Genomic DNA, 21,500 nt, shown 5'->3' with positions numbered 1-21,500 from the left:
CAGTCTAACGAAAACGCTCCCGATTGAGACTAATGATTATTGTGGATCTGCTTCAGCATGGGGGCGTTTAAATAAACGCCTTGTTTAATAACTGTTAACGACAGTTCGTAGCAAACGGAGCTAATTCGTACTTCTAAATCTTGTCATACATCAGCTCGTTAGTAGCTTTGTAACCAAACACGTTATGAACTTATGAAGAACAAGATCCGACAAAAGCTAATGAGCTACGTGGGTTGCTTGGTTAGCCTGTTCTGTTTACAATGTACACTTGATACACCGCCAAAAATTAATTACGACCAGGTAGCCGCTCAGCTCATGACCGATCTGAAACCACAATTGGTCGGCACTTGGAAACTTCGCCAAGTACGGGTTAGCCCTAAAATGGGCAATAACCGGCTTAACCTGACCAAGGATAGTACCTTTCAGGATCTAGCGACCATGACCATCGTGCCAGCCCTCAAACCGCGCACAACCCCGACTGATCCACAACAGGGGGAATACGACGGAACCATCCAATACAAAAACAAGACCTATCCCATTCAATTCGATATGTGGCCGGGAACTCGGGTCTATAATCCGACCCAGCAGGGACCACAAGCCTTTTTATTGTTCAGCTATCACTTCCCCGATGGCATCCGATACCCCGAACCCGAAGAGACCTTTTTAGAAGATCTAGGGCTGATTTATGAGACCTTCTCGCTGGAAACGGATTTAGGTCAGCCCACCATGAAATGGGTTGGTCTGAATCGTGGTATTCAACAAATCGACTTTGTAAAGCAACCCTAAACCAAGTAGGTCGATTATAAAAGCCAAAACAGACCTTAAGCGATCTGTTTTGGCTTCCCATTTTTCAGCAATCTTGATTATCAAAGCTTACAAAGACCCGCCTAAGAGACAGTTGGGGTGGATATGCCTAATAAAACCGATTGGTTACATCTCCATTCCCAAGCCTCGACTCTGCTTCGTCGATTCCTCGAACGAACAGAACGTCGATCTGCAGATACAATTAGTTGATATTAATGCTCAGACTGTCCAGGTACTTGACTTGCTAGCTTTCTTTGGACAAAAAGCGAAGTAACGTTTGTCTAAAAAGTACTAAGTCTAATCTCACAAATCGCTCCAACTTGAAACGAGGAAACGTTCATAAATAGGCTGATTTTTATTGGTCCGTAAGTGCATGGTGATTAAACAAATAGAAATTGACGGAACCGCCATCAACGACATTGCCTCCTTTTATGATGAGATCAATCGGGCGTTCATGGTAGGCGAAAGCTGGCGGATCGGCCCGAGCCTGGATGCGTTCAATGATTTACTGTATGGGGGCTACGGTGCCCTGCAAGGAGCCGAGTCAGTTGAGTTGGTCTGGCACCACATGGACCACAGTCGAAACGCGTTAGGGAAGCAAACCACCCGCGATTACTATCTGGATAAGCTGCGGCCTGGCTCTCCCTATAACAAAAAGCTATTTAAAGAAAAGCTGGAAACGTTGGACAATGGTGCTGGCGAAACGTATTTTGACACGGTAATGGCCATCCTGACCGAACATCCAAGCATTCGACTGATCAGTGGATGAAATGTTTGGGTTGGGCACGACTTTAACTGAAAGATGATGTCTACCCAATCAGAAGCCATGGGTATCCGTTCTTAAATTAACGCTCAAATAAATAGCCAGCTATCTACCTCAATCCTTTTTGCAAACAAAGCATTAACGGGAGCGTAGTTTTTCTAACGAGCCAATCAGATCTGGCAGGAAGTCTGTAAAGGCTGGATAGCGAGCCCGATTCTTCTCATAAGAAGCCAGTTGGGCACTAAAATGATCCAGGTAAGGCCAATCTTTGTACAAACCTCGTAGTCGCTGACTCTCTCTGGGGAGCCCCATTTTTAAGGCAATCCGTATCTCACCCGCTCGCACCGTCAATTCATTGAAAAGCGTGAGCCAGTCGGTATACTGGGCTTGATTGGGGACGGGTTTAAACAAGTCTTTATATTGATTGATTCGCTCCGTCCATTCGGGTTGCATGGTGTACGGATTGACAAAGGAATGGCCAAACTCGTGCACACAAAGCGTACGAACGGCTTCCCGGTCGTTGAAACCAGGATCCACGACCCGTTGACCGAGTACGTGCTGGTCCCCATAGGGCGCGCTAATATTAAAAAGCCTGGCCTGCTGCTCTTCCCCAGTTTGCCAACCCATCCCCCACTGAGTAATGAAGAAAGGCATCACCACGATGGTATAGGCTTGCTTGCGACTCCCATAGTAGGCTTCCATGGTCGGTATAAAGTCAACCGAAGGGCGGTTCCGGCTCACTTGCCCTATGGCTTTTTGGTAGGTACTGCGTTGCTGGGCTAAAAACTGGCCAAGGTGAGCATCCTGATAGAAACGGGCTACCTGAGCCATATATTCGTTGACAATAGTGGCTGCCGAATCGGGATTAGTATTTACAGCGGCTAACAGCAACGGGGATACGGGATGCTGCCAGCCGGTGGCAGGCAATGGGCGGGCGTATAGCCCCAGCAGATACACGCCCGTCCCTAGTTTGTCGGCTAAGGCTTTGGTGGCCCTAATGGCGGGATGGTTGGTATAGGACCGAAAGGCATTATAGTTGATCCGCATTGACCGTGAACGCCGATAGCCCGCTGGGTCTTTAGCTGAATCGGGCAGGAATTCAGTCGACAACTGGTTCATCAAGGTGGCGATGGTTTCGACCGTGGGGTTTACTTGGACGGTAACCTGTCGAGTAATTGGTTGAGCGATGGCTATACCAGAACTGAACAGCAGCCAGGATAAGAAACGCACAAGGGAATAGTTCACTTGTTTAAAGCACGACTAAAGCGTTGGTAAATAAGTACTGTTGGTCAATCTAGAAAAAAAACGGATACTTACTACAATCTAAAGCACTCTCGTAAATCGCTCCTTTATCGAAGGCTTCTTTTGGGCATATAACCGTAGCTTGGACGTCAGTTTCACTATTAGACGCTCGCTTGCCGAAACAAGCAGGTGAAATTAAATTCGTCCTTGTTACTTTACGTAATCTATAGAATATGGTGGACATTTAGTAAACAAATCGCGTTCAAGAACTCCCGATCAATTTCCTAACATCTGTCACTGAATTACAATCAAACTTGACCCTTCGTGTCCATGAGTGATCACCATCCTCAAACAATTAATCGCTTGCCGTTTATCCTTTTGGCTGACCCTGACCCGGATAACTATTTGTTGTTAAGTGGCTTGTTACGTTGCCTTGGCCTTACCCCTACCCAAACCAAGTCTTTTGAGGAGGCTCGTTTACTCATGCAACAACAGGAAGTTGGTGTTGCGTTTATTAATCTAAGGCTTCCTCTAGGGACCGCTCTGCGGTTGCTAACGGAAAGCCAGCAGATGACGCCTTCACCCAAAGTCATTCTTATGAATGCTTCTGGTACTCTGGAGGTAGAGCGGTCGATGGCGTTAGGGGCGGATTATTATCTGGAGAAGCCGTTTACAAGAGCAAAGCTCATGCAAGCCTTTGTCAAGTTGGGGTTTAGCCTAGACCGTTGAAAGCTTCATTTGGGCTAGGCAGCTCGTGCAAATCCTGGCAGAACGTTAATGCGGATAGTCGAACAGAATCTGAGTGTCGCTCGGCAAGCGAAAGCGGACAAAGGGACCAGGCCCTTGCTATGGTTAAAAGGCATAGGCGAGTGATTAGGTGATTTCATTGAATACATGGCAAAACATAAGTGTTCACTTATCGAAACGGTTTGGTGTACGATTTAAGACGGTAACGGCAAAGGTCAAGCCAGGCCGCAACTCAGCCAGTAGCGTCCATTTGGCCAAGTGTTTTTTTTCTCGATCTCCTAATACATTGACTAGCTGTACAACTTATTGTTATTGGACTAGTCCGTATGAATGGGGGCGTTCCCCTTAGTTGCTTATCCAATGAAGACCGTTTGAATCGTGTGTTGAGCCAATCTCATCTTTAACCCGGCCGACCACCGCAAATAGCGGATCACTCCAGCCAGGCGGGCTACGATCAAGGACCTCTAGTTGGTCGAACAGGCCGGTTTGCTCATAATACGAACGCACCAACTGCTGATGGCCCCGATCATCGAGCGATTGCCAGATGGCAACGGCCTTGGTCGGAAACATGCGATTGGAGAACACCGTCAGGAACGGACTGCCGGGCCGCAGCACGCGCGCCAGCTCCCGGTAAACCATCACTGGCTGAGTCAGGTACTGCACCGACACGGTTACCATGCCACCGTCGAAGGTATTGTCGGGGTAAGGGAGGCTGGGTGTTTGGTTGAGGTTCTGTACCACGTACTCGGTGAGTTGTGGGTTGGCCTTCAACTCGACCTCGTTCATGCCCAGCCCGGCTACGCGTCCGTACTGGATGTTGGTTGGCAGATGGCTTACCCAACTGCTCATCAGATCGAGAATAGTGCCGCCAGCGGGCAAATATTCGGCATATAAGTGGGTGGTAGCCCGGAGGGCAGCCTCGTCGATGTGGTTGACCAGACGGGGTTGCCTGTAAAAGTGCCGGTCGTCGGTTTCGTCGTAGCGTTGAAATGGGTTATTAGCGGTCATAAGAAGCAGGGAACTGATCAAGAGCCAAACCGATCGTTTATCGGGGATGTTTTGCTGGATCAGGCGTAAAGCTGATCCAGAAATGAGCAAACTTACCCACCATGTTTGGGCTGCTTTGGCTAGAATGGTCCGCGTTCTATAGGGGGGGCGGGTTGTTGACTTGTTACTGTTTATCAGTCTTTCTAGGCAACTTATCGGATCAATTCTCAACTAATGCTCCTGCGTGAGACGAATGGACTTTAATGAATCTGCTGCTAAGAACCGGGCGTTTAAGTGGGCGGATGGTTTTAATAACTGTCAACTGTCATAACGAGCATACGAGTGACTAAAAGCTAATAGCCCATTGCTGATAGCTTCTTTATAATCACCTTCTGATCGGCTTTGGAATTTGTCAGATCCAGCGAAGTTTTGAAATGATTTACCGCTTTTTCATTGTCGATGCCTGTGTACAATTCACCTAATAAGGCATGGTATAAAGGGTGGGCAGTGAGATTCAGTTTCTCTGCTTCCTGGATCGCGATTTCTTTCCCGTTTGCTTTCGACAACGCGTAAGCTCGGTTTAAAGCGGCCATCGGTGAATAGTCGATGATCAGCAATTGATTGTAGAGTTGCAGAATGCTTTCCCACTTTTCCTTTGTATCCTTTTTAAGGGTATGAAAATACGCAATCCCAGCTTCCAGGTGATATTTGGATAGCCTATTCCCTGATGAAGACTGGTTCAGAAAATGCTCGCCCTGGCGGATCAGATCTTCGTCCCAGAGCTTTTTATTCTGATCTTCATACAGCACCGTTTCCCCTTCGGAATCGATCCGGGCTTCGAACCGGGAGGCCTGGAAACACATCAAGGCAAGCAACGCATACACGGGCGGTTGACTCGTGAGCTTGCTTTCCAGAAGCAAATTTGTGAGTCGGACAGCTTCGAGGCAAACATCCTTGCGTAGTGTTACATTGCATCCGGAAGCATGATAACCTTCATTAAAAAGCAGATAGAGTGTGGTTAGCACATTTTCCAGGCGCTTCTGAATTTCAGCAGCCTCCGGAAATTCAATTTTCACCTGATTCGAACGCAGCCTTTCCCGGGCACGAAAAAGGCGTTTGGTAATGGTTTCTTTGTTGGTTAAAAACGCAGCTGCGATTTCATTTATACCAAAACCGCAAAGGATGTTGAGTGACAGCCCGATTTGAGCCTCCGCCGGAATGGACGGGTGACAGATCGCAAACATCATCTGTAACTGGCTGTCGGTGATGTTCCGGTCCGAAAGATCAACGTCGATCCCGGCACCGGAATTTTCCACACCGTTTTGCTCATACGTAATCTGCTGCGCAATTTTCTCCTTGAAAAGGGTATTGCGTTTGAGGTAATCCTTTGCCTTGTTTTTAGCGACGGCATATAGCCAGGCGGTGGGATTTTCCGGAAGTCCTTTTATCCCCCATGTTTCCGAAGCCTGCAAAAAGGTATCACTCGCAATATCCTGCGCAATTTCAATGTGTTCCAGACCGAACCGTTTCGAGAGAACGGCCGTGATTTTCTGGTATTCTATTCTGAAAAGATGAGGTATCAGGTCTGGTTCGCTCATTTAAATGGCAATTTCTCTGACTTCTACATTTCCGCCGTCGAGCAGGATGGGACAGCTACTGGCCATGGCCGCAGCTTCTTCCAACGATTCGGCTTTTACAATGATGTAGCCGGTGATCGATTCTTTGATTTCGGTATACGGACCGTCGGTGATCACCTGACCCGGGCGTACCACTTTTCCGTCATGAACCAACCGGTTTCCACGATTGGATAGCTTGTTTTGAGCGGCAATGCTTCCAAACCAGTCCATCCACAGTTTCAGGTTCGCCTGCATTTCTTCCGGCGATGCCGATGGTCCGTCATGTTCCGGGGATCTGAAAATTAATAAGAAGTCTTTCATTGCGGAAATGTTTAGAGGTAAAAAACGAATGACGATCGGGAGGGCCGGGAGTGGACAAAAGATTAGATTTTTTCAAAAAAGATTTTCACTTTCCATTAACAATCTTTAAATCAACAGAAAAAAGCTATTCACTACTATGGTATGATTGGTTAGGAATTCCAGTACCTTCAGGATGGCTGGGCGGCTACCTGGTGTGCACCCTGCTTACATGAAATGCCGCACAATAAAAAAAATGCACAGGTCGTCAAAGAGTTGCTAATAGTGTTTGTGTACGTGTGCACAGCCCGAGATTCGGACGAGGACAAGTGGAAGTGAAGAGTGGCTGATTTAAAACTGTCTGCCATTCACTTTTTCATTGATGAAGCTCTGGATGCGAACCTGTCGCAGTCTCTCTCCTTTAGAGGTTACCCAGGTTATGCCTTCATCGATCAAAATGGGGCCTATAAGTTAGGGGCCATCAGGTGGCTATTAGCCATAAAAGGCAAGGATGACCTGGCGGCATTACTTAAGTAAACGGACGAAATCTGTGAAGTCTGTCATTGACTTACCTTTAATTCCATTCAGCGCAGGTTGATAAGTCCAGATTAACTCGTTCTCACATAATGCTCCTGCCAGAGACGAGGTCGTATCTACAATTCAGGTTTTTTAGTATAGCCTACCGCTTCACGCATCACGCCACCGGACGGAATTAATGGAGTGGGCTTACAACACAAATTGATAGTTACCTCAGTTACCTAAGCTATATGCAATGAATCTGTCACTATGTTCACGACTTACTTTGCTCTAAGTACATGGGCCATTTTTTGGCTAGGCTGGGCCATCTGGGGGTATACAACACGCCGTCGAGTTCAGGTGCAGCAGCCATCTAAGACAAGTTGGTATCGGCTAATCCATGTAGCACTCGTCGTGCTGTCCTTCATTCTATTGCTTAATCCACTACCCATGGCGTTCACGAAACCTGTTTCCGTTATGCCGCACTGGGTTCACCCAGTAGGCATGGGTTTGATGCTGCTGGGCATGCTGTTCGGAGCTTGGGCCCGCCAGCACCTGGCGGATAACTGGAGTGGGGCCATTCAGCAAGTTGACAACCAGACCTTAGTGACGAGTGGCCCCTATCGGTACGTTCGCAATCCGATGTATACGGGTTTCCTCTGGGCCGCGTTCGGGACGACCCTGTATCAACCCAGCCCGTCAAGCTTGGCGGGCTTACTGCTCTTGTGTGGAACCTATTTGGTGAAAATAAGCCGGGAAGAGCAGTTCTTACGGCAAGTACTTCCTGGCTACGCTGCCTATAGTGAGCATACTTGGCGTCTGATTCCGTTCCTCTATTGAGTTGAGAATCGGCGAGACGTACCGGGATTGGGATTGCCACAACTGAATGCCCCGGTTGGAGGACGCTACCCAGAAGAATTTTTTGAGCGGATTGGCTAATTTTTGTGCCGACCTACTATACAGCTGAGGAAAGCATACCATCTTAATAAACGCTCCCAAATAAGACGAACAAGTGTTTATGTACCTGCTCATTAATTTCTGCGTTTAAAGAGATTGTATAGCAAAGCGATATACGCCCCAAATTATAGCCCTTCTCAAGTGCCTAATTCATACGGGCGACACTTCACTAAATAAGAGACGTCTATGGATACAATAAGCATGGCCCACAGCCACAGCTTTTTATTGAAGTGGCTGACCGATCTTTGTCGGCCGTCGTCTTCTATCGAGCTTTTAAGGCTATATTTGGGCTGACACCACTCCGAGTATCGTCACTACAGCACGCCCTAATCCGGTCGTGATCAGGCAAAAATTCGAGAATTCGAGGCCATCATTCGTTAAATTTTACCCAATGAAGTTGTTGCTGTATTCCTTACGATGGCTATCGATTCTGCTTATGTTTGTCGATTCACCGGCAAAGCCCCAGTCTACGCAGCCCTATACCTATCCAGCCAGCGAGGTGGTGAGCCTACACTCCCAGCTACTGAACGAAGAGCGTAAAGTATATGTGCATTGCCCTAAATTGGACTCCACCCATAGAAACCAGCGATTTCCCGTCTTATACGTACTGGATGGTGACAATCATTTTGAACTGCTTGCTCAGTACGTCGATTATCTTTCTCGGCCCGATGTGATGGCCATGCCCAAGACAATCGTCATTGGTATCCCCAATACCAAACGGACCCGAGACCTTACCCCAAGCCATAGCGTCCTGAATTATGAGGGCAAACCCGATACTAGTGCGTATCAAGGCAGTGGGGGCAACGAAAAATTTTTACAATTCATGGCGACCGAATTGATGCCCCTGATAGAGAAAACCTACCCAACCGCGGCTTATAAAATTTTGGCCGGGCACTCTTTTGGGGGCCTTGCATCGCTGAATTGTCTGTTGACCCATCCTAATCTGTTTGATGCCTATATGGCCGTCAGTCCCTCGCTTTGGTGGGACAAGGAGTATGTGTTGAAGATGACCGATGAAAAACTGAAAACCGGTTCAGCCTTAAACAAGCGGCTTTTTATTAGTGACGGAAATGAAGGGGGGCCTAATTCGTTTTTTCATAAGCATTTACTAAAGTTGGCAGCCACACTAGCTAAAAAAAAGCTGCAACGCCTGACTTATCTGTATAAGCATTACCCCAGCGAAACGCACATGACCGAACCCGTTGTGGCTTATTTCAATGCGCTACGTTTCATGTTCAAGGATTGGGAAAAGCCTCACTAAGGATTCTCAAAAAAGGCTCCTCCGTCTCACGGAGGAGCCTTTCTGTAATTGCTTGTTTACTAGGCCTGCAGTGGCGGCTGACCTCTATTAAAAGGGCTACAACATAGACCAGAACGTTATCGGTCAAACTTCTCAAGTGCTTCTGGGGTAACCGGTGTGAAGAAATTCACCAGATTGCCATCCGGGTCGCGAAACAGGAGCGAACGATTTCCCCAAGGCATAGTCGTCGGCTTCTGAACGAGCTTATCACCTAGAATGTCGGCTAACTTCTGATACTCCCGATCAACATCATCAACCCGAAATTCAAGAATGACAGACTGATTGCTGGAAGCCCTAGCTATATTGTCTCCTCCAAAGAGTTGCAGGGTACGCGTACTGCCGATGGCTAAGGTAGCTAAAGGCATCTGCAATTCGGCGAAATCATCGGTATACTGAGTCACGGATAGTCCAGTGATCTGCTCGTAAAAGCGAACCAACGACATTATGTCGGCCGTAATGATTCGAAGGGAAATAAAATTCATGAAATCGGTGAATTTGGTTTAATTCACACAAAGTACAGTAGAGCTACTGACAGCAGTATGTCAGCAGAGATTGCCTTATACTCGTGATACTATTCGTCTCTCCAAAGGCTCCCGCGTGAGACGAAGGGAGTTCAATGTATCTGCTGCTTAATATGGGCGTTTCAAGAGACGGCTGATACTCACTTGCCTTTCTTTAACAAATCTTAACTTGGAGACAAAAGTCTAGCTATCCACCTTTGCTTGACCACTAAGACCAGCTTAGCTTGTGAAGTTCTTTCTGATTTCCGCTTACCTAATTTTCTGGACAATGAATAGCCTGTATGCCCAATATACGCCACGAGCGGTTGGGGGCTATACCGTCTTTACCATTCCCTTCGAGGGCGATTCGGTCACATTTGCCGTCGTTGCTAAGCCTGGCCAGCTGAAAGCCAGGAAGCCTGTTTTTTTGTTTCGGCAAGGCTCCCTGCCTATTCCCTTATTTACAATCAATCCCAAAAACAACCGACCCTCATTAACCGAATTACCCATCACCTGTTATGATCATGAAGGTGACTATTATAGCATTATGATCGCTAAGCCAGGGGTGCCCCTCGTCGTAAAAGATGCCTACCTGGATACCTTATTTACCACAAGGAACAACCCTAAGCCATCGATGTACCCGCCCAATTATCAAGCTCATAATTATCTGGACTACTATGTTAGGCAAACGAACGAAGTCCTCAAGTTTGTACTTAAACAGCCTTGGGCCGATGCCAAGCAAGTGGCCATTGTTGGAGGTTCAGAAGGGTACTATGTGGCGATTAAGACCGCTTTTACTAACCCAAAAGTTACCCATTTAATTGCTTTTTCTGGCTTCCTAGATGGGCGACAACAAGGGCTTATTCGGCAAGAGAGGGCTAAAGGAATTAGTGGTGAAATTAGTCAAGAAGATGCTCAGCGTAATATTGAGGCTTTACAACAACAATGGGTTGAAATATGCAAAGACTCACTAAATACATCGGCCAACGTTGGTGATCCCCCTCGTACCACCTATTCGTTTTCTCATAACCAAACCAAAGATCAGTTATTATCACTTAGCGTTCCAATTCTGATTATGTATGGTACTGCTGATATTGCCGCAACTTCCAATGACATTTTGCCGCTAGAGTTTGCTCTGCATGGTAAACGGAATTTAAGTGTGAAAGCTTACCCCAATCATGACCATAAATTCCACAAATTAACATTTGATAGCAGGGGTAAGGTTGCTAACAAAATTTACAATGGTATACGTGTTGAACAAGATTATTTTCAATGGCTAAAAGAGCATTGAATTTGATATTTTTCGAGTTATTAAACTTGTGCCTCTAAATAGGTATTCGTGGCCCAACCACATAACAATATTTTATGTGGTTTTACTTTAAACTATCAATAGCTGGATTTCGCCCTTTCATTCAAATAGTTACAATCCATAGTTTCGCTCGAAGGTATAAGCAGGACCATCAGTGAATGTATAATCTATAACTAATTGTTTGTTGTTTACTTTAAGATAGCCCCCTCCAGCAAGAAAGATAGAAGAGTTTCCACTTTGCTGAGTAACAGTAAAAAGCAACGTTTCTGAAGTTGTTTTATCTAGTGTAAATTGATAGCGAGAGACCTCTATTGCGTCTTTATAAATAGTAGCTTGTTGTTGCTCAGTAATTGTCATATCTATTTTTTCTGTAGATAAAGTAGTTTGCCCTGTCCATCCTGAAGTAGTAGAGACCAAATGCCAATTCCCTGTTGCTTTCTGGTAGGCGTTTGCTTTCTCTGTGGCTACTTTATTTGGGTCGCAACTGACCAGGCAGAAAAATAAAACTGTGCTGATTACCGCCCAAAAAGCAGTAGGTTCATTCGGTTTCATAGTACACTTATTTGAGTTACTAAATTGACCCCCAATAAGCTTTAATGGTTGGAAGAGCTTTCGTATGCGACAGATAGCGTTTTACAGATATTAGGACTTAGTCCTCTCGTAAAAGGCTCCAATACGAGACAAAGGATCGTTCAGGAATCTGCTGCTTAAATGGGGCGTTTCAAGAGATTCGAATAATTTTCATACTTCGATTAACTAGTACATTTTTAGTCGGTTGTTTGCTTGCGTATACGACTAATAGTATTTGACAGATATTAAAATTTCACTGTCTTTTCTTGGAATCATACGGGTCATTGCGTGAACCAATCGCACGGGCGACCCCGTTCTTCCGACGCATTGTCAAAGATTACGAGTACGCCGTATCATCTTCGGTCAACTGGCTTTATTTAGCTAATATTCAACTGATACTTCAGCGAATTTGAGTCTACTACAAAATATAATTCCCCAACACGTTCTTATATTAGGAGCTCAGTTAAAAAAACGAGCTATTTATCCTAGCACCATGAAACAAGCGTTGTACCTATTGACATTTTTAGTTAGTAGTCAATTAATTGCACAAAGTAACTATGTTGCAAACACGGCTAACTCATTTTCACCTGGTACATTTAACACGTTCGTTGGACCCGGTGCAGGTAATACCAGCATGACGAGCGGTCAAAATACATTTATAGGAAATGGAGCGGGTTCCAATAATACTACTGGGTTTGCGAATACCTATGTTGGGGCTTTTGCTGGTGTTGTTAATTCAACCGGAGCCATAAATACATTTATAGGAAATGGGGCTGGCCAGCAGAATGAAACAGGTAATTCTAACGCATTTATTGGCAGTGGGGCAGGTAGTCAGAATACAAGTGGCTCTTACAATTCCTTTGTGGGGCCTTCGGCAGGTCAATCGAACTTAACCGGAGATAATAATTCTTTCATGGGTTATTTAGCGGGCTGGTTAAATACAAGTGGCGTTAGAAATGCGTTTTTTGGTAGTCAGGCCGGGTATTCTACCACCAAAGGGAATTATAATACCTATTTAGGGGGGAATACGGGATTTTCAAACAAAACCGGCAATGCCAATACGATGGTGGGTTTTTCATCAGGCAATCAGGCAATTGCTGACTCCAACACCTTTGTTGGCTATCAGGCTGGCTACGCGACCACAACTGGAAAAGGAAACACCTTCTTTGGAACAAAATCAGGGCAAGGCAATGTGACTGGGAACCACAATACATTTGTAGGGAATGGAGCTGGACCGGCTAGCAGTAACTCGGATAATAACGTATACCTGGGCTATAACACAGGCCTCCATGACAGAGGCTACCAAAATACGTTTTTAGGTACTGAGGCAGGTGTTCTATTGGCCGATAATGGCGATCCACTTTTCAACGCCACGGCCATCGGTGCCCATGCCAAGGTAGCCAGTAGTAACGCGGTTATTTTAGGTAATCAAGCAAACGTCGGTATTGGCACTTCAGCCCCTACTGCCCGCCTGGAGGTCAATAGTGGAGTAGACAATCAATCCGGCGTTCGGTTAAGCCAACTCACAACTGATAGTCCAGTCCAAATAGCGATCGCCGAAAAGGTACTCACCGTAGATAAGACTGGCCAGCTTGTCTTGACTCCATCAGGCCGCTTCTTGGTGCGGACTGTAGCCGATTGGAGCGATAAAGTATTTGCTCCTGCTTACAAGTTGCAAACCCTGGCTGAGGTGGAACGATACATCCAACAGAACCAACATTTGCCGGGCGTACCCTCAGCTCAGGAGGTAGTAAAGAATGGTGTTGAAGTGGGTAAGATGGAGGCTAAGTTGCTGGAGAAGATTGAAGAGTTGACCCTTTATAGTATTCAGCAACAGAAAGAGATTGATGAGTTAAAGCGATTGGTAAAGCAATTAGCCGACAAGAAATAGCGAATCAGGCAGGTGGGGCTATGGCGAATACATTGGGGGTTAGTTACCAGAATCAAAGATCCAGAGTCGTTTTTGATGAATTGCTAGAAAGTGCTTTACTTTTTTCAGGTCTCACTGTTGAGCCTTTATCCAGTCACCCAATACCACTTATTAAACGGCGATCAGTAGTCTTTTGGAGCGAGTGAATGTGTACGTTAACTGCGTCCGGATCGAGACAATAAACGAGCGGCTTTTCGGTATTTTACGATCTCGATCACACTTATAGAACAGAACTGAATGATTGTTTCCGAAGATGTTACTCCTCAAGATGCGCTAGAGATCCGTCGGCGATTGCTGTCGTTCAATGCCCAAGCTGTGCCCATAAATGGTCCCAATTTACAGCCCCTTAAGCTAGCTTTACGGGATATAGAAGGGTTGCTTAGAGGAGGAATAATTGCTTCGTTACATGGATGGAGTATTCTGTTTATTGATTTGTTATGGCTTGATGCGGAGTATCGACAGATGGGCTATGGTGCACAACTACTTCGGGAAGCTGGGCGATTAGCCGTTCAACGCGGTTGCCGGATGATTCAACTCGATACCTTCGATTTTCAAGCACCCGCCTTTTACCAACGAGAAGGATATGAGTGTTTTGCCATTTTAGACGACTTTCCTCCAGGTCAGAAGCGATATTATTTCAGGAAAGTACTTTTATAATCTCTTCGCTCAATTCTATCTTTAATTCATCAACATGATGCCAGTGGCTGTTGCAAAAGTTTCTATTGGTAAAGAAATCCTGAGTGGTCAGACTGTTTTTAACCGTTCATTAGCTAAAAATTGGCTGTGTGAGCGAGTACGTCCAGAACCCGAATTTCTTTTCAAACTTTTGCAACAGCCACATAGTATATGCAACTTGACTAAGAAAAGTAGCATTTTAAAAGCATTCAATTTGTCGAAAGGATGTGCCGGGAAGCGTCCCTTCATGGCTATACTATGACAAATGAGCTAATCTTTTCAAGAAATGGTTGATAAGCTAGGAAAATTTATAATTCTCAGATGACGCTGATTTCAATGGTATAGGTCACCCTGCTGAATTTGGTGTTCAAAGGCCCCCAGAGGCTTACATCCACTGATAACGGGCCGCCGGGTGATTTTAGCTGACATACGAGTTAAAGCATCTTGGCAGGGCCTGCCCTGCTAGTGCGGTCGCTCACATTTGTGAGTTATCCAAGATAGAAGTCCGGCTAAGGCTATCTTAAACTAATAGCACTGAGCATAGCTAAAGGCATACGGTTACTAGATAAATGAATCTCGTTGTCGGAATTATAGACACTAGAGCCGAGATAGCGTCGAAGGGGGTAATACTTCGCTGCTATCTCGGCCCCGTTAGCTTACTTGCCCGAATACGCTACCCGGTAAATCACTCCGTTGGCATCGTCGGTGATCAGCAACGACCCATCGGTATGCTGCGCAATGCCACACACCCGGCCAAACTGTTCCTTGTTGCCGTTGACTAACCAGCCCGTCACAAAATCTTCGATGCCCGTGGCTCGGCCTTGCTTATCAAAACGCACTCGCACCACTTTGTAGCCCGACGGTTTGGCCCGGTTCCAGGATCCGTGCATGGTCACGAAAGCGTCGTTCTGGTATTGGGTCGGAAAACTGCGGCCCGTATTAAAAACCATGCCCAAAGGAGCAGCGTGGGCATCGTACAACTGAATGGGCTTCGTCGTTTTGGCGGCATACTGTTCGGGCGTTTCGCCGGCTGGTTGCGGGTGGGGAGGCAGCTTCCCATTGGCATATACGTAAGGCCAGCCGTAGTCGGCCCCTTGTTTAATTTCGTTGAGTTCTTCCCGCTGATCTTCGTCCCCCAGCCAGTCGATGCCGTGATCGAATCCCCAAAGTGCCTTTGTGGCGGGGTGCCAGCCAAACCCGATGGTATTACGAAGGCCTTTGGCATATACCCGGCGCCCCGAGCCATCGGTATTGATCTGAAGCAGGGTGGCCGCTTCTTTATTGCGCTCGTCGCAGGCATTGCAGGTGCTGCCTGCTGACAGGTACAGCTTCCCATCAGGACTAAAATTGATCGTGCGGTTCGGATGTTGCCCCGCGTCGGGCAGATCGTTGTAAAGGGTTTTTAAGTCGCTCAGGGAGCCATCGGGTTTGATGTCGGCTACGTACAATTCCCGAATGGAGGTCATGTAGAGCTTACCCTCGCGCAGGGCCAGCCCGTGCAGGTCCGCTTTCTGAGCCACGACTTTAACCAGTTCGGCCTTGCCGTCTTTGTTCGCATCACGCACCAGCATGACGGTTCCTTTCGTGCGGTCCGACACGTACACGTCGCCGTTGGAGGCCACGACCAGCATGCGCGGGTTACCCGTTTTTTCGGCAAACGTGGTGACGCTAAAACCGGCGGGGGCTTTCAGTTGCGCTACGCGCTCTGTTGTGGCATCAACCTGCTGGGGCTTGAATACATTGACGGAGTAGCCGTCTTTGACTGTGGTCTGATAATCGTTCTGGGCGCTGGATGGCAGGGCCCCCAGCAAAGCGGCTGCGCTGAATAGTAACGAAATGGATTGTTGTCTCATAGGTTGATTAAGTATCGCCAACAGGTTGTTCACTGTAAGCAATCTCCTAACCACCGGTTAATTCGACTTGTTTTGAGGGGATTATTCTCATTCATGCTGCTGTTTATCAATAGCTGCCAAACCCCACTTTAACCTCCATTTTTTGTCTAATGGGCGTGGCTCCGGATCGTCGGCTGTGGCCGTGCCGTTGCAAACGAGCAAACGTAGTCAAGTTGGTTTAATCAATTAGCCATGCCAACCCAATTTTGCCTCTCAAAATGGGCGTTATTTGAAACACCGTTTCATTGAACTACTAGTGTTTTTGCCCTCTGTCTTACAGGTGTCAGACAGTACTTATTTTTGTCTGACACAATGTAGTACTTAACAGCCACAGAGATTATACAACAACAAAGAATGCATTTCCAACTCTTTGTCGGGTATTCAGGTCTACATCAAAAACGTAGTCCATGCGAATCATAACCAGTATATTACTACTAGCCTTACTGAGTTGTAGCGGCCCTACATCTGTTAACCGGCAATGTGTAAAAGGTCGATACCTTACCAGTTATTGCGAGGGGGTAGTTATTCAAGTTTTAGATGGTACGCCTATTGGCCAAGAGTGGAGAAGTTCTTTCAATGGCGTACATCAGAATTGTGTGGTAGCGAGTCTGGACAGCCTTGCTTTCAAGGGTTCGTCCAGCGCAATATTGACGCAAACCGACTCTACCTTTTACTTCCAATATCGAGAAGGAGGCTATCCTCAAAGAGCGTATGTTCTTTGTCATCCACCTTCTTTTATAACGATCACGGCTATAGCAGAAACCGCCTGTAGATGAGTTACAAATTAGTTTTGGTTATCATAATGGTAGTTATACAACTGCTCTGCTTTTAATTCAATTATTCGACTGAAAGATAGGTAGTTAGTAATAGTATTTTATTAATAATCACTGATGGCTTTTTATTTAGAATTGGATGGCCAACAGATGGAACTTAGAGACGTTTGGCTAGAATACTTAAAACCCTACTTGCTTGACTTTTCAGAGCATCATAAGGTTGAGCATACGAGCCACAAGTTATCAGTACCATTTGACGAAAAGGCGCATCTGCTGCATTATGTCGAGACCGCTTTGATCGACTTACTAGCTGCATCTTATGTAGCACCGACTCACGAGCAGGCCAGCAAACATTCAAGCCGTTATGAGAAGATTACAGTTCAGGGGAAAGTCTATAAGGTCAATTATCGTTCTGATAAAACAGGTATAATAGCCTATGGTCTATGGACCATAATTAATTGGACCAACTCGGTCTATTTATATCATTAGTAAGAGTATAAAATAGCACTTCTCATAGACTAGTTGTATAACTACAATTATGTAAAGGGATAAAAGGCAGAAATAAGGCTACAACCTTACCTACATACGTGTTGGAAAAAGTGAACTTTTACCTTCACCTAATAGAAGCAGTTGTCACGTCAATACTTGGATAGAAGGGCCCTAAATCTGTACAAGCTCGGGCCTCACCAGCTGTTATTTTTCGAATCTTCACTTGAAGACTTATTCCAGCCTTGGCGTAAGATGAGTCCAGGTTAACGGCATAATAAAACTTACTAGGAGAGGTTACTCCAATAAGGTTTCCCACTTCAGTCGTTCGAGATCCAAAATCTAGCAGGGGTAGTTTGCAATCCCCTCCAATACCTTGCACAACCACGTCAAAGACTGGTGATATTTCATTTTCTGAAGTTCTAGTGCAAGCGGTTGTCAACAGAAACACCATACCTAAAAACACACAAGTAGATTTCATCTGATATCATCAGTTTTCAGTGCTTTTAGTGACCCGCAAAAAGTTACTTTGGTTGTAATAACCTGTTGTATAATTGGGCATTACGAACTTGTGCTTGACTTTTAACACAGTTCATAATTTCACTTATATAACAAGAAATACAATACTTACTTGGGTATCTGCTAATATACTAGTGTACTGACATATATTAAACTCTTTTCCAGACGTTTAGCACTAAACAAGCCGCTCAGTTTGTACTTCTAAACCCTGTAGTTATGCAACGCTTCTTACTTATTGGTTTTCTAGTCTGTAGCTTAACTAGCTTCGCTCAAAGTTCTCAAGATGAGGAGGCAATCAAAAAGTCGATAGTTCGATTCAACTTTACAGCTAAGAACAGCAATCATGACCGGCTAATTTCGTTCATTGCTCCTCTACCTTACACGCGAATTTTATTTTTCCGAGAGACAAAGGATGGCTTGCGAGCCATAACGTATGAGGGTTGGACTAAAATAGAAGAGTTTATCAAAACCAATCCTGATCCAATACTGAAACGGGCGGATCGAGCCGAGTATGGGGATTGGCAATTCACGCCAATGAGCAGCGACTACTACACTGTTACTTGCTCGGTAAGATATAGCGCCAGACTAGATCCGTGGGCTCGGGAGACCCGACAAACATTGCTGATGCAGCGAATGGGGGACTCTTGGAAGCTCATTTCACTAACGAGTGTACCCCTCTCAGATCAAAGTTAATATGACTCATATATGCCGATTTTGTCAAGGCTATTGATGAGAACACTAACTCGTTGGTGAATTGATGTAGAGTATTAGTTATAGAACAGAATCCAGATCTGCCACTAATTATTCGTTAATGGCAATCTGAGAAAAATCAATTTTTTAGATGTCGAGCAAAACGCAGTTCAATAAGCAGCTGAAGAATACCACCCCACAGTATTGCATTCAATAATAGGCAGATTATGATGCTTGCCACAGATTCTGGCCATGGTAAAGTAGCTAAGGGGAAAAGGATATACCACAACACTTTTTGCCAAAGAGCTGGCTCACTAGCTGAGACGCCGAGTAGTAGCCAGACCGGAAACAAGGCGACGCATAAAACTAAATACCTAATAGCCTTCAGGGTTATTCCTCCTACATAATTACGCCAAGTACGATTAATCATAATTTTGTTGTATAAGTGCAATTATGTAAAGGGATTATTTAAATAAGGCCCACATAGTCAACGAGATAGCCGTATTTGAATAGTTATATCATGACTCACGTGGATGCATTTTTTCATTTTTCTTGAGGTTCATCATGGCTTTTTCACTTGGATCGTTGCCGAATGATTCTGATCAGATCGTATTTCACAACCCCCGAAGTTTGGTGAATTATCTGGTATTGGACAACTAGTGATTATGTAAGGTGAACCTATACGAATGTCGTAATAACTAACCCCCTTTGGCCAAGATAATGTCAATTTTATTACTCCAGTTTGGTCAGTCACGTTGTTGAGTGTTTCCAGATCATATAGGCGGGTAGAACTCGTTTTGAATCCTGTTAAAGTGACACCAACTCCGGGTAGTGGTTTCCCAGTTGTGTCCTGCACGGTTAGTACCAATTCAGACTTTTTGTTGATGGCTAAAAAACAGCCACTCATTAGCCAGCTTACAGCACTGTATAGGATCAAGCTATTAAGCAACAGCCGGCTGAAATGATTGAGCGACATCTTCCTGATTCCAAACATATGGTGTAGCTGATTAATATTGTATAAGTAAACGTTATAGTACGTTTGAATTAGTTTGCAAAATACTCGAAAAAGCAGTTATTCAACTGTGGTTTGAGCCACCAGCATGGGTAAGTCCGATACGTTATTAGCCAAACCTGTTTAACATGTTTTGACTCCTGCTGGTGAATTTTTAAGCCTGAACAGTTCAATTGGTGAAAAACCGCGTCTGCTATGCTAGGGTCTAAAATTCAAGGCGTCACTCCCCTGTTATCTGTTTTCTTTTCCCTTTGTAACTATCTATTTCTATGACCACTTACATTGGTATTGACGTCTCCAAAGATAGTCTTTCTGTGGCTATCCCAAAACCAACGGCGGGCTAGAAAGTGATCAGCTTTGCCAATTCGCCTGACGGTATTCATTCACTTGTAAATCAACTTCCCGAGCAGGCCCACTGCGTGCTGGAAGCCACCGGTTCCTATTCTGTTTTAGTGACCTATATGCTTACTCAGGCCAAAGTGACGGTATCGGTCATTAATCCTAAGCAGATCGGACCGCCGAAGCGGCCATCACTTTGCTAAAATGCATTTATCGATCACTAAGACCGATCCGAGCGATGCCATTTTATTGGCTGAATACGGACGAGCGCTCCAACCGCCTGTTTATCAGATGAGTAATGAAAGTCTGATGCTGCTCAGACAGAAACGTACGTTGCTCCGGCAATATCAAAAACAGCGGGTAGCGTTGCTTAACTTGTTCGAGTCGTTCCAGCCATTACCCCTGAAAGATGCTACCGTTCAGCATAGTTTGCAACAGATGATTGCTCATTTCCAGACGGCCATCACTCAATTAAAGGCTGAAATTAACCAGGTATGTCAAGCTGATTTTACCGACCAGTACAAGCGGTTGAGGTCTATAAAAGGGATTTCTGACGCCGTTGCCACGGCCTTAATTGAGACGACCAATGGATTTCGCGACTTTACTTCTGCGAAGGCTCTAGCCAAGTTTATCGGTGTGGCTCCGGTGATCTATCAATCGGGAAAAGTGGGGATCACCAAGGGAATCAACCGCTCGGGGGATGCACATTTGAGGGGCCAATTATACATGGCCAGCTTATCAGCTATTCGCTATAACAAACCGTGTCAAGAGTGTTATCAGCGCTTAAAAGCGGCCGGTAAAGTGACTAATGTAGCGTTAATGGCAGTCGTTAACAAACTGCTTCGTCAGGCATATGCAGTAGTTAAATTTAACGAGGACTATGATCCGAATTATCAACCAATTTTACGTTCAATGGCTTGACTTTTAACACAGTTCATGTTAACCCCTAATCTGTTAATAGCGGTCCTTTACTCGTAGTCTGCGGGTTCAATCTACCGATATTCCATTAACATAATAACCGTCTTTTGCCTTCCCTTTCCAAGTTACAATTTGGTCTCTTTTTAGGGCTCGTATGCGGTGGTTGATCTTAGAATAGTTTATTAACATAATTCATAGATATTAAACTTGACTGGGAAGAGGACAAATATTAAGGCGTGTTACAAACAGATCGACACTTCCTTATGGTGGATAGTATACGAAACGGCTAATGAGCGCTTATTCTCAAAATACGCTCCTCATTGAAACGAAAGCGCTTTTTTGTCATGCGCTGGCTTACCCTACTTTTATTCGGACGTTTTCATAATCAATAAAGGCCCCAGCAGCTGTTTTATTACCTACTAATCGTTCAGCCCATTCTCTCACCAGCGAGTGGAAAGCCGATTCCTGCTTTACTTTAACTTACGGGTTTGTTTAGTCATGCTGGGGTCAAACACCCAGGACTCTCCATAAATAGAATGATAGTACACCACACAACGCATCAAATCGTAGTGTTGGTCTAAATAGCGGGCAACCCCTCGGTGGCTTGTTTGGTAAAGATTCAGCTTTTCATTGGCTGGAATAACTTTGCCGATCCACA

General features: G+C 45.4%; 19 protein-coding genes and 1 pseudogene. 12 read left to right on the top strand and 8 right to left on the bottom strand.

The annotated features are described in order from the left end of the window. Positions 1-192: 192 nt before the first annotated feature. Both ACYVK4_RS05185 and ACYVK4_RS05180 read left to right on the top strand, forming a co-directional pair. On the top strand, positions 193-786 hold the full coding sequence (locus ACYVK4_RS05185) for a hypothetical protein (protein WP_461126411.1): 594 nt from the start codon (positions 193-195) through the stop codon (positions 784-786). 391 nt (positions 787-1,177) lie between these two features. Then, positions 1,178-1,573 carry a barstar family protein gene (locus ACYVK4_RS05180; RefSeq protein ID WP_461126410.1) on the top strand — a complete coding sequence of 132 codons (396 nt, stop codon included), beginning with the start codon at positions 1,178-1,180 and terminating at the stop codon, positions 1,571-1,573. A gap of 132 nt (positions 1,574-1,705) precedes the next feature. On the opposite strand, the gene ACYVK4_RS05175 is transcribed toward ACYVK4_RS05180, so the two are convergent. Continuing rightward, a complete protein-coding gene (locus ACYVK4_RS05175; protein ID WP_461126409.1) occupies positions 1,706-2,812 on the bottom strand; it encodes a DUF4932 domain-containing protein in 1,107 nt (368 codons plus the stop codon). Between the two features lie 327 nt (positions 2,813-3,139). Between ACYVK4_RS05175 and ACYVK4_RS05170 the strand changes: the two genes are divergently transcribed. After that, the gene (locus ACYVK4_RS05170) at positions 3,140-3,538 is read left to right on the top strand and encodes a response regulator (protein ID WP_461126408.1); all 399 of its coding nucleotides are present in this window, start codon (positions 3,140-3,142) and stop codon (positions 3,536-3,538) included. Positions 3,539-3,901: 363 nt separating this feature from the next. Here ACYVK4_RS05170 and ACYVK4_RS05165 read toward each other — a convergent pair whose 3' ends face one another. The 3 genes from ACYVK4_RS05165 to ACYVK4_RS05155 form a co-directional block, all read right to left on the bottom strand. After that, complete coding sequence (locus ACYVK4_RS05165; RefSeq protein WP_461126407.1) at positions 3,902-4,564, bottom strand: methyltransferase domain-containing protein; 663 nt, start codon at positions 4,562-4,564, stop codon at positions 3,902-3,904. A 332-nt stretch (positions 4,565-4,896) separates the two neighbouring features. After that, entirely contained in the window at positions 4,897-6,141 is a 1,245-nt protein-coding gene (locus ACYVK4_RS05160) for an RNA polymerase sigma factor (protein WP_461126406.1), read from the bottom strand. Next, positions 6,142-6,480 carry a YciI family protein gene (locus tag ACYVK4_RS05155; protein WP_461126405.1) on the bottom strand — a complete coding sequence of 113 codons (339 nt, stop codon included), beginning with the start codon at positions 6,478-6,480 and terminating at the stop codon, positions 6,142-6,144. A gap of 762 nt (positions 6,481-7,242) precedes the next feature. On the opposite strand from ACYVK4_RS05155, the gene ACYVK4_RS05150 reads away from it, so the two are divergent. Both ACYVK4_RS05150 and ACYVK4_RS05145 read left to right on the top strand, forming a co-directional pair. Further along, the gene (locus tag ACYVK4_RS05150) at positions 7,243-7,812 is read left to right on the top strand and encodes a methyltransferase family protein (RefSeq protein WP_461126404.1); all 570 of its coding nucleotides are present in this window, start codon (positions 7,243-7,245) and stop codon (positions 7,810-7,812) included. 508 nt (positions 7,813-8,320) lie between these two features. Further along, entirely contained in the window at positions 8,321-9,190 is an 870-nt protein-coding gene (locus ACYVK4_RS05145; RefSeq protein WP_461126403.1) for an alpha/beta hydrolase, read from the top strand. 116 nt (positions 9,191-9,306) lie between these two features. Here the strand turns inward: ACYVK4_RS05145 and ACYVK4_RS05140 are convergent, their stop codons facing one another. Further along, complete coding sequence (locus tag ACYVK4_RS05140) at positions 9,307-9,711, bottom strand: VOC family protein (RefSeq protein ID WP_461126402.1); 405 nt, start codon at positions 9,709-9,711, stop codon at positions 9,307-9,309. A 307-nt stretch (positions 9,712-10,018) separates the two neighbouring features. Between ACYVK4_RS05140 and ACYVK4_RS05135 the strand changes: the two genes are divergently transcribed. After that, the gene (locus tag ACYVK4_RS05135; protein WP_461126401.1) at positions 10,019-11,020 is read left to right on the top strand and encodes an alpha/beta hydrolase family protein; all 1,002 of its coding nucleotides are present in this window, start codon (positions 10,019-10,021) and stop codon (positions 11,018-11,020) included. Between the two features lie 129 nt (positions 11,021-11,149). Here ACYVK4_RS05135 and ACYVK4_RS05130 read toward each other — a convergent pair whose 3' ends face one another. After that, positions 11,150-11,590: a hypothetical protein gene (locus ACYVK4_RS05130; protein WP_461126400.1), complete on the bottom strand. Its 441-nt coding sequence runs from the start codon at positions 11,588-11,590 to the stop codon at positions 11,150-11,152. A 326-nt stretch (positions 11,591-11,916) separates the two neighbouring features. Between ACYVK4_RS05130 and ACYVK4_RS05125 the strand changes: the two are divergent. From ACYVK4_RS05125 to ACYVK4_RS05115, 3 genes and pseudogenes are all read left to right on the top strand, one after another. Continuing rightward, a pseudogene (locus tag ACYVK4_RS05125) lies at positions 11,917-12,021 on the top strand (IS5 family transposase); the annotation flags it as partial. A gap of 80 nt (positions 12,022-12,101) precedes the next feature. Then, positions 12,102-13,499 (top strand): hypothetical protein, encoded by a 1,398-nt coding sequence (locus tag ACYVK4_RS05120; RefSeq protein ID WP_461126399.1) that lies wholly within the window; start codon positions 12,102-12,104, stop codon positions 13,497-13,499. A 276-nt stretch (positions 13,500-13,775) separates the two neighbouring features. Then, positions 13,776-14,195 (top strand): GNAT family N-acetyltransferase, encoded by a 420-nt coding sequence (locus ACYVK4_RS05115; RefSeq protein WP_461126398.1) that lies wholly within the window; start codon positions 13,776-13,778, stop codon positions 14,193-14,195. Positions 14,196-14,869: 674 nt separating this feature from the next. Here ACYVK4_RS05115 and ACYVK4_RS05110 read toward each other — a convergent pair. Then, a complete protein-coding gene (locus ACYVK4_RS05110; protein WP_461126397.1) occupies positions 14,870-16,066 on the bottom strand; it encodes a PQQ-dependent sugar dehydrogenase in 1,197 nt (398 codons plus the stop codon). A gap of 929 nt (positions 16,067-16,995) precedes the next feature. Here ACYVK4_RS05110 and ACYVK4_RS05105 point away from each other — a divergent pair. The 3 genes from ACYVK4_RS05105 to ACYVK4_RS05095 all read left to right on the top strand — a co-directional run bounded on the left by ACYVK4_RS05105 (position 16,996) and on the right by ACYVK4_RS05095 (position 20,845). Then, on the top strand, positions 16,996-17,367 hold the full coding sequence (locus tag ACYVK4_RS05105) for a hypothetical protein (RefSeq protein ID WP_461126396.1): 372 nt from the start codon (positions 16,996-16,998) through the stop codon (positions 17,365-17,367). A gap of 2,565 nt (positions 17,368-19,932) precedes the next feature. Continuing rightward, a complete protein-coding gene (locus tag ACYVK4_RS05100; protein ID WP_461126395.1) occupies positions 19,933-20,127 on the top strand; it encodes a hypothetical protein in 195 nt (64 codons plus the stop codon). A gap of 1 nt (position 20,128) precedes the next feature. Further along, a complete protein-coding gene (locus ACYVK4_RS05095) occupies positions 20,129-20,845 on the top strand; it encodes an IS110 family transposase (protein ID WP_461126394.1) in 717 nt (238 codons plus the stop codon). Positions 20,846-21,312: 467 nt separating this feature from the next. Here the strand turns inward: ACYVK4_RS05095 and ACYVK4_RS05090 are convergent. Beyond that, on the bottom strand, positions 21,313-21,500 hold a 188-nt coding region (locus tag ACYVK4_RS05090; RefSeq protein ID WP_461126393.1), incomplete at its 5' end, for a hypothetical protein.

The organism is Spirosoma aerophilum (genome assembly GCF_054782495.1).
Note: the sequence above shows the minus strand (reverse complement) of the source record. Positions and strands in the feature narration are given on the sequence as shown.